Source organism: Sphaerospermopsis torques-reginae ITEP-024 (assembly GCF_019598945.1).
Lineage (GTDB): Bacteria > Cyanobacteriota > Cyanobacteriia > Cyanobacteriales > Nostocaceae > Sphaerospermopsis.
Genome location: NZ_CP080598.1, coordinates 668,467 through 683,771 on the forward strand (window position 1 = coordinate 668,467; position 15,305 = coordinate 683,771).

The window sequence follows — 15,305 nt, forward strand, 5'->3', positions numbered from 1 at the left end:
GACTTTAATCCTTTAATTATTAACAGTTCCCGTTTCCGCGATTCTAAAAATCATATCTTCTAATGTTCTCAATAAATCTTGTTCATTATAAGGTTTAGAAAAATACGCCCGCGCTCCTAACTGCATGGCTAGTTGACGATGTTTATTACTACTACGAGAAGTCAACATGGCAACGGGAATACTTTTTAAATCCCCATGAGATTTTACCCGTTCTAAAAAGCTATAACCATCAAGACGAGGCATTTCAATATCACAAATTACCGCTTGCACTTTTAAACCACTTTCTAGCTTTTCCCAAGCATCTTGACCATCTTTAGCTTGTTCAACCTGATACCCTCCTTTTTCCAAGGTTAAAGCTAAATAACGTCGCACATTAATCGAATCATCAACAATTAAAATCATGCCTTTTTGATGATTTTTTCTAGCTATGAGTTTGGGTTTTTGTGGTTTGAGAAAAGCTGTTTTTAATTTTGTGGTCGGTAATTTATTAGTTTTATGAGGACGTTGATTATTTGTCACCCAAGAGATTAACTCATTAGTATTTACTAATGGTACTACTCGACCATCACCAAGCATTGTACAGTTACTAAAACCATCAGGTAAAGGTATATTTCCTTCAACTTGACGTATTGCTACTTCTTGTTCACCCCAACAACGATCTATTTGTACAGCTATTGGTTGATGATCATGTTTGATTATTAATACACTACTAGCATTTATTCCTGTTGGACTTTCGATTTCTAAATGATGATAGTGAGAACAATTAAATTCAAAATAATTACCCAAACGCATTAAAGGTAACATGGTATCTTGCCATTTAAGAAATTCTCCACCATCCATTGAAAAAACTTGCTCATTATCTAATAAAAAGATTTCCGCAACTACATCTGTAGGAAATGCTAAAACCATGCGATGATGGGAGTTGTTAGCAGTATCACTTTCTACTAATAAAACTCGTGCAACTGAAAGGGTAAATGGCACTGATAAAGTAAAAGTTGTGCCAATTCCAGCTTGTGTATCAACTTTAATATCACCCCGCACTAATTGTAAGTTATTGCGAACTACATCCATTCCCACACCACGGCCAGATAAAGCTGTCACTTTTTCAGAAGTGGTAAAACCAGGTTCAAAAATTAGTGATAATAGTTCATCTTCACTTGCAGTAGCTATTAATGTGGTATCCAAACCCATAGTTACAGCACGCTGGCGAATTTTTTCTAGAGAAATACCTCTACCATCATCACTGATAGTAATAATTGTGCGATCGCTACGATGAAATCCTTTAATTTTTATCAATCCTTGTTCTGGTTTTCCTAAATTCCGACGGGTAGCAGTATCTTCAATTCCATGATCAAAAGCATTACGTAATAAGTGCATTAAAGGTTCGTTCAAAGCTTCTAAAATACTACGTTCAATTAAGGTTTTCCCACCTTCAATTTTTAACTGTACATTTTTACCATACTCAACATTTAAATCACGAATTGCTCTAGGAAAACGTTCAACTAAATCAGATAAAGGACGCATTCGCACTTGCGTTAATTTTCTCTGGACTTGCTTTGATGTTTTATTCAACTTCCGAGCAATTTGATCTGTATCATCAATACTGAGTTGAATATCACTGGCAACTTCTGCTACCTGAACAATAGTTTCCATCACATCCTGAGAAAGCAAGTTTAATTTTTGATAGCGATCTAATGTTTCTGTTTCTCTCATCGTCTCTGCTGATGTTGATACTCCAGAATTTACATCTTCGCTAATGATTTTTTCATAAACTGCACGCACTTCTTGATTTTCTTGATGCAACGTTTGCACTCGTTGGCTTAGTCCTAAAACCAGTTTACGTAATCTTTCTAATTGAGAATTTAAACCATTACGCTGTATGATAATTTCCCCAAATAAATCATTAATTTCTTCTAATTGTTTACTAGGAACTCTAACTGTATTTTCATGAATTTCTTTATCTTTATTAACTCCACTGATTTCGCTTTTGCGGTCAAAATTTTTATAGTCTAAAGCCGGAGTTTCTTGTGTAAATGCTACATTGGGATCAGGAAACTCGACAGCATTAATTTCTGGTGGTAATTCTATTTCTAAAGCTGCCAAATCAGGAATTACTGCTTCTAATACTAATTCTGCTACTAAGGTATTCTCTTGATTTTCTGTGGGAATTTTACTAGTATTAACCTGTGGGGGAATAGGATTAACAACTACTTCACCTAACTCACCTAACTTAATATTGGCTGGTATTCTATCCCGTTGATTTGTTAATACTAAAGCTTGCGATCGCCTCCATGCTTGCAATGCTAACTGAGCAATTTCCACACAGCGATCAGCATCAGTTTTTAAATGTTGACGCACCGACTCACAAAGCTGAGTAAAAGCAGGTAACTCCAACATTTCACCCAAACCACCCAACTCTGTAGCCATCACTTCTACTTGCGAATATAAATCATTTGTAGAACTATTTGCTGATAAAGATTCTAAAGTTTGTTCTAAAGTTTGCAAACATTCTTCTACTTCTGTTTCAAACAGCAAAGGAATAATTTCTTGACCATCTTCTGGTGAGAGCATGGTAGTAATATCCTCTGGAGAAGGATCACCCAAACGCTCATGCAGTTCATCAAAAATCGGATAACAAAAAGTTTTTAACCATTTATCATCTAGAGATTTTCTCTCTGATAATAATTCTACAATTTGCCGTAACCAATCAACTCCAGATAATAATAAACTTTGTAAATGAGTATCAATTTCTAAAGATTTTTTCCGAGTTTTTAAAACCTTAAAAGAATCTTCCAAACGATGAGCCAAATTACTCAAAACTTTAAAACCCATCATCGCCGCACCACCTTTAATAGAATGGGCGGATCGCATAGCAGCATTAATCTTATCTACATCTAGATGTTTACTTGTATCTAGTTCCAGCAAAATACTTTCTAAGGTATTCAAATAATCAGTTGCTTCCTCCAAAAACTGCATTTGAATTTCTAGTTCTTTATCTGTAGTCATAGATTATTTTTCCTTATTTATTTTTTTTAAAATTAATTGACTTTAAAAGTCTCAACCTGTTTTTCTAATTGCTGGGAAATATCCGCAGTTTTTTGTAAAGATGTAGAAATTTGTCGGCAAGACTCGCTAGTACGTTGTGAAATAGCCAGCACATCTTTCATTAATTGGTTAATCACCTCTGATGTTTCTACCTGAGAAACTGAAGCCGTATAAATTGACTTGACAAAAGCATCTATTTGTTGGGAAATATCTACAATTTCGCTTAAACTCTGCTTGGCATCTGCGGCAATTTGCGTACTTTGAATCACCTGATTTGTCCCCACCTCCATAGCTTTCACAACTTCATCTGTATCTCGTTTAATTTGCTCGACAATTTGCTCAATTTCTTGAGTAGCAGCCGCACTGCGTGTTGCTAACTCCCCTACCTCTTCGGCAACAACAGCAAAACCTTGACCTTCTTCTCCTGCACGTGCCGCTTCAATACCAGCATTAATCGCCAACAAATTAGTTTGAATCGCAATTTGGTTAATTAAAGAAACCACACGAGAAATTTGTTGAGAAGATTCTCCCAAATGCCTAACTTTCTTAGCAGTTTCACCCACGGTTTCTTGCAAAGATAAAATATTTTCTACTGTCAAATCCATTGCTCTTCCACTTTTGTTAGCGTTGTGGTTAGCATGATTAGCAATAGCAGTAATTTCTTGAGCGCCATCCGCTAAAGCTTGGATAGATTTGGTCATTTGCTCAACTGTGGCCAAGGTGCGGTTTATTTCTTCAACTTGTGTAATAGCTGACTCTGCTAAATTGTTGATAGAGTCTTGATTTAAGCTAATATCTCTATTAATTTGACTAGCATTCTGTTTGACTTGGGTAACAATATCTCGGAGGCTTTCTAAAATAGAATTAAAGACATTAGCAATAGTACCAATTTCCCCATCTTGCACTTCAGCCTGTACTTTTAAGTTACCTTTAGCCGCACTTTCTACCTGACTAATTAATTGCACAATTTGTAAATGTAGAGTATCTTTTTGCTGCTCTTTTTCCTCAGATATAGATTCGTTTATAGATTCTTGGATACATTCTTGGATAAATTCTTGGTTCGCCTGAATATTACCTTCCCCATCAGTAGGTAATTCTTCAGGTAATTCGGCAATTTTCTGAAATTCCAGGAGATTCTCACTTTCATTCTCAGTGGTTTTTTCTATCCCTACTAACTCAGCAGAATTTTGCTTGCTCATACTCTTTGCTAACCAAGCTACCAGCAATGTCATCACCAATGCTATGAATATTGTGATATTAGCAATCAGCTTGAGAAATTGTCTTTGCAGTCCAAAAGCAATTCCAGCATTTTCAGCTAAAATTAATTGCCAATTGAGTTCTGGTAAACCTTCTAATTTTTCTAACGGTGCATAACTAACCAATTGTGGCGTTTGATGAATAGTCCGCACTCCTCTAGAATTTTCCACCTTTTCACTGTTCAGCAAGTCAGCTAACCCAGGATATATTACTGTAGCTTTTTGACCTAATAACTCCCTCTGGAGACTGAGAAAAAATTTTCCCTCATTATCAACTAAATAATAATCTTTGTTATTATCTACGTAATTTTTTATTGCTTCTATTAATCGTTGGATGGATATGCGTGTTCGCACTACAGCAATCACTTTTCCTGTAGCTACATCTTTCACAGGAGCAGCAATATAAATCACTACTACATTATTTTGTAATGTTTCTGGTTGACTAATAACAGGAGCATTCTTTTGTATAACCTCTTGAAAATATTTCAAGTTTTTTTCCTGACTACTGGTTTCACCTTGAGATTGGATAATCACTCTTCCATTCAAGTCAAAAACCGCCAGATGATCATAACCTTGATAGGCTGTAATGAAACGGTTTAATACAGTTTGTTTTTCGGCAAGAGTGGTACTTTTACTAACTTCCGCATTAGTCAAAAATGGCAAAGTTGAGAGAATTTGAATATCTCCATATCTTGCCAACAGAAACAGATTAATAATATCACCTAAACTAATTAATTGATTTTCTTGAGTTTTGATAATTTGCTTACTAATCAAATTGCTACCAAAGCTATAAGCGATTATGCCAATTCCCAATACTGGCAATGTACCTATAGCAATGGAAAAAATTAATGCTTTTGTACTTAATTTTAGTTGCTGTAAATATTTAATTATATTATTAGCAAAATACTTATTAGTTGTTTTTATGTGTTCCTGTTCAATAACTTCTTTTCTCTTATCTTTCATGGGCGATAATGTCTTAATAGATGCTTTTTTCTTGGGATCACCAGTCTGAGCAGTGTCAGTTTTATTAAACATAAATGAATACCCCTAAATTAATACCCCTGACTCTATGTAATAATAACAACAAAAAATGATTTTTCTGAGCTTGATTAACTAATCACTGCCCCCATGAGAATAATTTACAATATTATGTGCATCTAATACCAACAATATTTCTTCTTTTTGTTCCACGCAGCCACATAAATAAGGCACTAAACTAGCCGCCACTTGTCCCACAGGAGAATGTATATCATCAGCCATCAATTTAGTCGTACCTTTAATTTCTTGCACAACTAAACCTAAAAGCTTTGATTCCACTTTGATCACGATAATATTATACTTTCTCAGGCGATGATCTAAACCTTCTAAATTAAACATTTTTGGCAAATCAATTACCCAAATTACGCGACTACGCCAATTCATCAATCCTAATATACAGGCTGGCATATTAGGCATAGATGTTACAGATTCAACGGGTACAATAATTGCTTCTTGGGTGTGAGCGACGGATAAGACAGCGGTAGTTTGTTGATTGATTTGAAATTGAAGATAGCTATCTCCCAAAGAGTTTTGAATGGTTTGATAATACACGGTTTGTTTAGAATTGCTCATGACTGTAATTCAAATATTTGTTTGCAAAATCTCAAAACTTATAGCAGGAGTCAGGAGTAAAACCCTTTTGTAGTAAGAGTTTCATGATTAATTGATGTCCTAACTACTCTGTCTACGGCTATAAAAAGTTATATCAGTTTCCATATTGAAAAATATTACCCATCATGAATAATAATATCAATCTTCTTCTGACTTCTGTAAAGACTTTCCCCATTCAGCACTTCTCATGCTCAAGGTGAAAGCTTTTAGTAAAGTGTGGCGTAGCCATTTACTGATTACTGATAGCTGAATATTTAGGAAAATAATTAAATTAACCAATGTATTTAGATACCATTTTCAGCAAATCTGATCTTGTAAAAGGCTTAGTTAAATAGCCAGATGACCTGACAATTTTCGCCTTGGCTTTATCCACAAATCCTTTTCTACCAGTAACCATAATAATGGGTGTATTTTTAAATGCTGAATGCTTCCGTAATAATGAACATAGTTCATAACCATCTAAATTAGGCATTTCCACATCTAGCAAAATTAAGTCTGGTTTGCTTCTAATGATTTGCATTAAAGCTTTAATTGGATCATTAATCATGACAACGTAAAACATTTTTTCATCTAAAAAATGTCTAATAGAATTTAACACTGTTTGGCTATCATCAATACAGGCAATTGTATATAATTTATCACTCAAAGCAGATGGCGAATTGTTATGAAAATTCCTTTCAATAGTGGCAAATTTTGCTGATTTATCCTCTAATTTATCTTCTGTTTTTGGTGCAGATGTTGTTTGTTTTGTTAAACTGCTATTAGATAATTTTTTGGACTCAATTTGTTGCCGATAACGTAACTGTTTCTGACAATGTTCTACTATTAATTGCAAATCCAGATGACAGTATTTTGGTAGTTCATTTAAGGAATTATCAGGATTAAGTTTATAGTTACCTTCTTTTAAGGAAATAAAAGACTCTAGCACTTCTTTGGCCAGTTCTTCTATTAACATCCCTGCTTGTTGAGGGGTAATATAATTTTGATTTACTAGCCAGCCAATCGCATGATAGTCAGCGTTTGGTATCAATTGACAGTTATTGTCATACTGATATATCAAACCCATCTGTTCATAAGTTACATTGTTAAAAGCAGGAATTTCCTGATTCAAACGTTGTAAGTGACTCTCCAGACGTTCAAATAGTTTATCTGAATAAGTAGCGTAAATTAATTTACCTTCTTCTAAATAAATTGACCAAGAAACTAATTCAGTAAATACATTTAAACAACCTGTTACTTTCTTTGTGCTTAACTGTGCCAACAGAGATAATGGATGTAGTTTGTTAAACAACCTGTAACTACCTAGAGGAGTTGTCATCATTTTGCTTTTGCTTTAGCTAAATTAAAGAATTGTCATATCATTTGCGTTTGCATAGTTATCATATCTGTTTGGGCAGGGAATAGGGAATAGGGAATCAGGAATAGAAAAAAGTTTATTTTCAGTAATTAACCGGACATGATATGGTTTGAATTTGTATAACAGATACATTAAATAAAAAATCAAATGAAAATTTACTATAAAACATCAGATATTGTGTCATTCTCAATACAAATACCGATGTTTTATTTTGTATTAATAGCCAACAATAACAGCTTTATTTTAAAATACTGTAAATTACCAAATTACCAGAACTTGCTTTTAGCTCGCTCTACACGGTATCTGAAAAAATATTTCCTGCAATTCAAGATACTTTGATCTAGCTTTTTGTTCAGTTACACTGTGATCAACCCAAGCTAGATTTATTCTCCTAATGCTGATTTGAAGATTTTGATATCAGCAAACATCATATTATTTGGTAAATGCGGATGAAAGGACTTGAACCTTCACACCTTGCGGTACTAGAACCTAAATCTAGCGCGTCTGCCAATTCCGCCACATCCGCATCAGTTTTTAATATTAGCATAACAATTTCAGGATGGCAAGAGGGAATTGGTGATTGGTGATTGGTGATTGGGAAAAATATCATTAATTACCCAGTCCCCAGTCCCCAGTCCCCAGTCCCCAGTCCCCAGTAACCTACATTACACCAACACGGGGTAGACGATGCTTGAAGCCGCAGAGAATCTCCCACGAAATAGTATTTAATTGATTTGCCCAATCATCAGCGGTGATTGTTTCTCTTCCCTGTTCTCCCAATAAGGTGACTATTTCCCCTTCCTGCACATCGGGAATAGAACTAACATCCATCATTAATTGATCCATTGTAATTGTGCCAATTTGCTGCAAACGCTGGCCACGCAGTAAAACTTGCATTTGTTGGGAAAGACTGCGGGGAACTCCATCCGCATAACCAATACCCACTACTGCAATCCGCATTTCTCTGGGTGCGATAAACTTATGACCATAACTAACGCCAGTTCCGGCAGCAATTGATTTTACATGGGTAACTCTGGCTTTAAGTTGTAAAACCGGTCGCAGTTTGATTTGATTTTGCAGGTGGGGAGCAGGATAAAGTCCGTAAATGGCTAAACCTGCACGCACCATATCATAGTGTAATCTGGGATCTGCCAGGGTAGCGGCTGAGTTGGCTAAATGCAAACTGGGAATTTTGATACCTCTAAATTTGATTTGGGCGATCGCTTCCTCAAATCTTCTATGCTGTTCTTCCATAATCGCCGGATCAGGACTATCTGCTGTAGCTAGATGAGAATAAATACTGGCAATGTCCAAATGTGGTAATCCTTGTACTAACTGCACAAAATCACCAGCTTGCTGCCAATCAGTACCTAATCTAGACATTCCTGTATCTAATTTGATGTGTACAGCTAAGGGAGAATTATATTTAATTGCTTCTAATGTGTTTGAAAATATTAAAGCTTGTTTAGGACTGCAAAGTGTGGGTTGCAGTTTCCAATGAGCGATCGCATGAATTTGTTCTGCTGTATTGGTTGCTCCTAAAATTAAAATTGGTGCTTTGATCCCACCTTCCCGTAATTGAATCCCTTCGGGAACTGTCGCTACACCCAACCAACTTGCACCCGCTTCTAACGCAGTTTTAGCAACTGTTACCGCCCCATGTCCATAGGCATCAGCTTTTACCACTGCCATTAACTGTGTACGTGGTGATAAAAATCTTACTAATTGCTTGACATTATCGGACAACGCCCCTAAATCAATTTCCACCCAAGCACGTTGAGAAAACCAAGCGTAAGTATTGCACTCTTCACTATCAGCAAAACTAGGGGTTTGTTTGCTACTAAACATTCCTCTTCACTCCTATCACACCACTGCAAAGCTTCCAGACGCTCCGACTGTGCTAATTTTTGCCCCTCAAAGCCATATCAATTTAATCAGCAAAGTGTAACGTTGATCCGGGAGTTTGTACAAGTAGTCAGGAGTCAAAATAATTTTAGATTTTAGATTTTAGATTTTAGATTGAAATTGACAAAAACAATCCAAAATCCAAAATCCTTTCATTGTATCCCCAGTCACCAGTCCCCAGTCCCCAATCACCTGCAACCAAATTATTAAGGAAGTATAAATTATTCTCATCTCTCTAGGAAGGTATATTTGTGTTAAAATATCTAAAACTAATACCTTGAGCTAACATCAATGGGGAAGGTTTTAGTCCTGAACGCCTCCTACGAACCGCTCAACATCACGAGTTGGCGACGTGCCATAGTTTTGTTGATAAAAGGCAAGGCAGAACACGTAGAACACAACGGTAAATTCCTCTACTCGGATTTTCCTCTGCCAACCGTAATCCGGTTGCGCCATTATGTGCGTGTTCCCTATAAAGAAATTCCTCTGACGCGCCGAAATATATTGCATCGAGATGGGCATACTTGTCAATACTGTGGCTACACAGGTGAGGAGTTGACCCTAGATCATGTAATGCCGCGATCGCGTGGAGGAGGTGACACCTGGGAAAACATCGTTACTGCCTGTGTACGCTGCAACGTCAAAAAAGGCTGTCGTACACCTCAAGAAGCCCGGATGCCTTTGCGCCATCCACCCCGTCAACCATACAGTAGCCTCTATTTTGAGGTGACAAAACATCTCAAGAGTGGACTTCATCAGGAGTGGCAAAAATATGTTATAGGACTTTGACATTAACACAGAACTAATTTAGACAGCAGGGGGATGAATCTTCACCTGTAGGTGTTGCTGTTTGACCTTGACCCAGACAGTATACCACAAGTTGAGGGTTAAATTTGCCCTTGGTAAGTGTTTTTTGCAGCTTTTCAGGGGCATTCCCTAAAGCTGGAAGGATTGTTTGTCCAAATTCCAGCGAGCCGACACAAACACAGACCTATTATTGTACCTCATTTTTTGAGGTATAGATTATTGTCGCTGTAAATTCTTCCCAATAGTCCCAAAATTAAGATCAATGACAAACCTGTACAAGATATGTCAGTTTTAGACAGCAAAGAAATACAGTGTTAAGGTCGAGCAATGCTTTTATCTATCAAAACAAAACTCAAGTTAAACAAAACCCAGGAAATATTGATGGCTAAACACGCTGGTATAGCAAGGTTTACCTATAATTGGGGTTTAGCGACTTGGGCTTGGTTGTACAAAGATGGATTAAAGCCAAACAAATACATCCTCAAGAAATTCTTTAATAATCATGTAAAACCTGAATTGGCATGGATTAAAGAAAAGGGTATTTGCCAGAAAATCACTCAATACGCTTTTGATAGTTTAGGTGAAGCTTTTCAAAGATTCTTTAAAGGACAGTCTCAATATCCTAACTTCAAAAAGAAAGGAAAAAATGATAGTTTTACAATTGATGCAGGTGGTAAACCAATTCCTGTAGGTGGTACATCAATAAAACTACCGACAATTGGATGGGTAAAAACTTATGAAGGATTACCTCACACCACCTGTAAAAGTATTATTATTTCCAGGACTGCTGATAGTTGGTATATAGCCTTTTCTTATGAACAAGAATGTCAACCAACTATCAAAAACCATGCTGTTGTTGGTGTTGATTTAGGAGTCAAGGAACTAGCTACACTAAGCACTGGTGTTATATTTCCTAATCCTAAACACTATAAACAGAATCTAGCTAAACTACAAAGATTATCCAAAGTCTATTGTAGAAAAGCTAAAGGTTCAAACAATAAGCATAAAGCTAAAATTAAACTGGCTAGACATCATGCAAGAATAGCAAACCTGAGAAAAGATACTCTTCATAAACTTACTACTTACTTATGCAAAAACCACGCCAAGATAGTAGTAGAAGATTTGAATGTTTCAGGGATGTTATCAAACCATAAATTAGCCCAAGCAATAGCTGATTGTGGGTTTCATGAGTTTAAGCGTCAGCTAGAATATAAAGCTAAAAAGTTTGGTTGTGAAATTATAATTGCTGATAGATTTTATCCATCAAGTAAAACCTGTTCTCACTGTGGACATAGAAAAGATAGTCTTTCTTTATCTGAAAGAATTTATCACTGCGAGAACTGTAGTTTTGAGATGGATAGGGATCTGAATGCTGCAATTAATTTATCGCGTTTGGCTAAAGCGTGAAAGTCTACGGAGGGATAACTGCTCCCATGCTCCTGTTGAAGTAGAAAGTAAAGTCTAGTTTTGTCTAGGTTTTATATAGCAGATAAATATTCAAGTTCAAATCAGCTTTTAAGAAAAAGTTGCTGGGTTATTCCCAGTAACTATATGTACACCAGTTAGATGTCACTCGATTCTGGATTTACGTTAGCGAAGCTTACGCAGCGCAGCGAGTATTTTGGATTTTGGATTGACTCCACCCTAAAGTGTGGAAGCTCGAAAACGTTGGATTTGGGATTTACGTTAGCGAAGCGTACGCAGCGCAGCGAGTATTGTTCCATCCTGAAGGACCTAGACCTGTACCAAATTTTTTTAATCTAAAATCTAAAATCTAAAATCTAAAATCTAACATTCCCAGCAATCCCTGACTAATGGGCTTGACAAAAAATAAACCAACATGATGCTGTGCAAAGACTGTAGATTTCTGTCAAGATCGTAATGTGTGGACGAGCCAGAGCGTAACTGGTGGGAGCCACCAAGCTGAAAACTAAATTCCCTATGTACTTGAATTCTCCCGTTACTCAATTTGAGGGCTTTTCATTGACCACAGAGCCGAATGGGGAGGAAGTAGAAATAGAGAGAGATGCTCTTGAACTTCCACCACTTACCCGGCCTTCCTTGCCAGCAGCAAATGGGGCAGCAGCAAATGGTGATGGAGGTATCTATTTAGCTCAACGTGGCAATTCCCTTGCTATTCAGAAGTCAGAAGAGTTACAAAAAACCCTGCTCAACCATAGACATGAGCGCCATCTGGTAATTCTACAAGATTTTCCTGATCCTGATGCTCTTTCTTGTGCTTGGGCTTACCAGCTAATTGCCCAACAATACGATATCAAATGTGAAATCATTTATGCTGGGACTCTCAGCCATCAAGAGAATATTGCTTTAGTTAAGCTAACTACTTTACCTGCTCAACGCTGGACAATGCAAACCCTGAAAAGTAAAGATTTGTTATCTTATCAAGGGTTTGTGTTGATTGATAATCAGGGAACTACATCTCAATTACTAGCAGCAGTACAACAGGCCGGACTTCCCCTAGTAGTGCTGGTTGATCATCATAGCTTGCAAGGAGAACTCAAAGCAGAGTTTACCGATGTTCGTCCTTATGTACGAGCAACTGCCACAATCTTTACACAGTATTTACAATCGGGTTTACTCACATTAGATAGCAGTCTTAGCCAGCACGTAAAATGTGCAACTGCTCTAATGCATGGTTTGCGCTCAGATACCAATCGGTTAATGCAAGCGCAGGAAGAAGATTTTATGGCTGCTGCCTATCTGAGCAGGTTTTATGATGCTCAGTTGCTCAATGCCATTTTACAAGCAAATCGTTCTAAGCGTGTAATGGATGTGATCGAGCGATCGCTCAAAAATCGCATTGTCCAAAATAACTTTTCCATAGCTGGTGTGGGTTATTTACGCTACGACGACAGAGATGCCATACCCCAAGCGGCTGATTTTCTGGTAACAGAAGAAAACGTGCATACTGCGGTAGTATACGGCATAGTTCACGATGAAGATGACGAACTAGAAGTAGTCATAGGTTCTCTGAGAACCACAAAACTTACCTTAGATCCTGACGAATTTATCAAAGAAGCCTTTGGACAAGATAGCACAGGGCGGTTTTTTGGTGGTGGACGCACTGGTGCTGGTGGCTTTGAGATTCCGATGGGATTCTTATCAGGCGGTAACGAAAATTCTGCTTATGCGAAAATGAAATGGGAAGTTTTTGATTCTCAAATTAAGCAGAAATTATTGAAATTGGTAAATCCTAAAGATAACCCAATTCAGTCTTAGTTACACTGTTTCGGTAAAAATCGCCTCATTCCCCATCCGTTGTGAGGTTGGGGATAAATAAGGCAGGAGGCAGGAGGGTGGTTCAAGGAGTTTTTTTGATTTGGAAATTGTGCAAACACTAACAAAGTGCAAGCTTTTTTAGGCTCACAGTACCTAAAACATTGCACAATTTTAATTTTCACCATCCTCAATCCCTTGATTTATCTAGGTTTTACATTTATTCAGCATCCCCTATTTACGATATTTACTCCTCCTCGAACCTTCTACCACTTCCAACAAACTCCGCAACATAAAATACGCAGAAGTCCCCCCCGGATCTTGATGTCCGATACTGCGATCGCCTAAATAACTCGCTCTACCTTTTTTTGCTAACATGGGTATAGTATCCTTTAACCCTTGTTCCGCCGCCGCTACAGCTAACCGCAAAGCTTCCACACTGCCCTTACTTTCATTTACAGCTTTTTCAAAAGTGGTAACGGCGGGAGACAGCACATCTACCATAGTCTTATCTCCTAACTGCGCCTTACCACGTTCAATTACACCATTTAATCCAGCTTGGAGTAAATTTAAGAGATCATTTGTCGTTAATTCTTGCTTACCCGCAGTTACAGAACTCGCTCTTAAAAACCACGTTCCATACAAAGGACCACTTGCACCCCCAACACTAGATATTAAAGTCATGCTGACAGTTTTAAAAATACTGCTGATGTCCTTCCCTTCAATACTCGGTAAAATACTGCTGACCTTTTTAAAACCTCTATCCATATTAATACCATGATCAGCATCACCTATGGCTGCATCTAATTCCGTCAATTCTTCTTTATGATGATTAATGACAGAAGCAAACACCTGTAACCATTCAATAATTTGCACCTGAGTAACCATTTCAAACTCCCCAGCGTAAACTTGCGGTTTTAACTGGTGCATCCCATAGCTGTAGCATTTCCTGGTCTAACTTCAGCAGAGTGATGGAGCAACCTTGCATTTCTAATGATGTCATGTAGGGTCCAATTAGATTACGCACTATTTCCAGTCCTTCCATCTCACAGAGTTCTGCTAATTTGCGGTAGACCAGATAAAGTTCAGAAATGGGAGTCCCACCCATACTGTTAACATAGGCTAAGAGGCGATCGCCTTTTTGCAACGGTTTATTTAACAGTTCCACATCCTGCCATTCTTCCTTGCTTTCGTTCCACTCCCGCACTGTGCGACAATAGGCAGTATCATCAAAGAGCGATCGCCATAAAACTTCAGTAATTTCATCTCCTGACATCATAGAAACCCGTTCTCTTCCTGGTTCTCCATGAATACCAATACCTAATTCTATCTCATCATCCCCCAAAGCAAAAGTCGGTGTACCCTTAGCCGGAACAGTACAAGAACTTAACGCCACCCCCACACTACGACCATACAGATTTACCTTTCTGCACAAATCGGCAACCTGCTGCAAATCATAACCTTTTTCCGCAGCCGCACCACAAATTTTTTCTGCCATAACCGTTGTTCCCACACCCCTTCTTCCTTGGGTATATAAACTATCCTTCACCGCCACATCATCATCAATAATAATATTTAATGTACGGATACCCTCACTTCTAGCTAACTCCGTAGCCATTTCAAAATTCATTACATCGCCACTGTAATTTTTCACAATATAAATAATACCCGCACCCCCATCAACCTGCTCTGCGGCAGCTAACATTTGATCAGGAGTAGGAGACGTAAAAACCTCACCAGGACAAGCAGCATCAAGCATTCCCATCCCCACAAAACCCGCGTGCATTGGTTCATGTCCGCTACCACCACCAGAAATAATTGCTACTTTACCCTGTACAGGTGCATCTGCTCGATACACAAAAGCTGGCTCAAAATTTACCTTAATTAAATCAGTATGAGCAGCAGCCATACCTGCTAAACTTTCCCTAACAAATGCTTCCGGTTGATTAATCAGCTTTTTCATAATTTCTGTTGGTAAAGGTGCTAAAAATCAGGATAAACTTTTACCGCACCAAATTTCAGCATTTTTGCTCATAGAAGGGAACAGG

General features: G+C 37.6%; 10 protein-coding genes and 1 tRNA gene. 3 read left to right on the forward strand and 8 right to left on the reverse strand.

Annotated elements, in window-relative coordinates:
* Positions 1-12 precede the first annotated feature (12 nt).
* The 6 genes from K2F26_RS03150 to alr form a co-directional block, all read right to left on the reverse strand.
* Positions 13-3,006, reverse strand: a complete 2,994-nt coding sequence (locus tag K2F26_RS03150) for a hybrid sensor histidine kinase/response regulator (protein ID WP_220610312.1) — start codon at positions 3,004-3,006, stop codon at positions 13-15.
* A 32-nt stretch (positions 3,007-3,038) separates the two neighbouring features.
* On the reverse strand, positions 3,039-5,336 hold the full coding sequence (locus K2F26_RS03155; protein WP_220610313.1) for a methyl-accepting chemotaxis protein: 2,298 nt from the start codon (positions 5,334-5,336) through the stop codon (positions 3,039-3,041).
* 78 nt (positions 5,337-5,414) lie between these two features.
* Positions 5,415-5,912: a chemotaxis protein CheW gene (locus tag K2F26_RS03160; RefSeq protein WP_220610314.1), complete on the reverse strand. Its 498-nt coding sequence runs from the start codon at positions 5,910-5,912 to the stop codon at positions 5,415-5,417.
* 310 nt (positions 5,913-6,222) lie between these two features.
* On the reverse strand, positions 6,223-7,272 hold the full coding sequence (locus K2F26_RS03165) for a response regulator (protein ID WP_220610315.1): 1,050 nt from the start codon (positions 7,270-7,272) through the stop codon (positions 6,223-6,225).
* A 480-nt stretch (positions 7,273-7,752) separates the two neighbouring features.
* A tRNA-Leu gene (locus K2F26_RS03170) sits at positions 7,753-7,834 on the reverse strand.
* Between the two features lie 134 nt (positions 7,835-7,968).
* Positions 7,969-9,156: an alanine racemase gene (alr, locus tag K2F26_RS03175; RefSeq protein WP_220610316.1), complete on the reverse strand. Its 1,188-nt coding sequence runs from the start codon at positions 9,154-9,156 to the stop codon at positions 7,969-7,971.
* A 348-nt stretch (positions 9,157-9,504) separates the two neighbouring features.
* On the opposite strand from alr, the gene K2F26_RS03180 reads away from it, so the two are divergent.
* The 3 genes from K2F26_RS03180 to K2F26_RS03190 all read left to right on the forward strand — a co-directional run bounded on the left by K2F26_RS03180 (position 9,505) and on the right by K2F26_RS03190 (position 13,260).
* Positions 9,505-10,002, forward strand: coding sequence for an HNH endonuclease (locus K2F26_RS03180; protein WP_220610317.1), 498 nt, complete (start codon positions 9,505-9,507; stop codon positions 10,000-10,002).
* Between the two features lie 345 nt (positions 10,003-10,347).
* Positions 10,348-11,427, forward strand: a complete 1,080-nt coding sequence (locus K2F26_RS03185) for an RNA-guided endonuclease InsQ/TnpB family protein (RefSeq protein ID WP_220610318.1) — start codon at positions 10,348-10,350, stop codon at positions 11,425-11,427.
* A 534-nt stretch (positions 11,428-11,961) separates the two neighbouring features.
* A complete protein-coding gene (locus K2F26_RS03190) occupies positions 11,962-13,260 on the forward strand; it encodes a DHH family phosphoesterase (protein WP_220610319.1) in 1,299 nt (432 codons plus the stop codon).
* 231 nt (positions 13,261-13,491) lie between these two features.
* Here the strand turns inward: K2F26_RS03190 and dhaL are convergent, their stop codons facing one another.
* Both dhaL and dhaK read right to left on the reverse strand, forming a co-directional pair.
* Positions 13,492-14,145, reverse strand: coding sequence for a dihydroxyacetone kinase subunit DhaL (dhaL, locus tag K2F26_RS03195; protein ID WP_220610320.1), 654 nt, complete (start codon positions 14,143-14,145; stop codon positions 13,492-13,494).
* A 1-nt stretch (position 14,146) separates the two neighbouring features.
* Positions 14,147-15,220: a dihydroxyacetone kinase subunit DhaK gene (dhaK, locus tag K2F26_RS03200; protein WP_220610321.1), complete on the reverse strand. Its 1,074-nt coding sequence runs from the start codon at positions 15,218-15,220 to the stop codon at positions 14,147-14,149.
* Positions 15,221-15,305 lie beyond the last annotated feature (85 nt).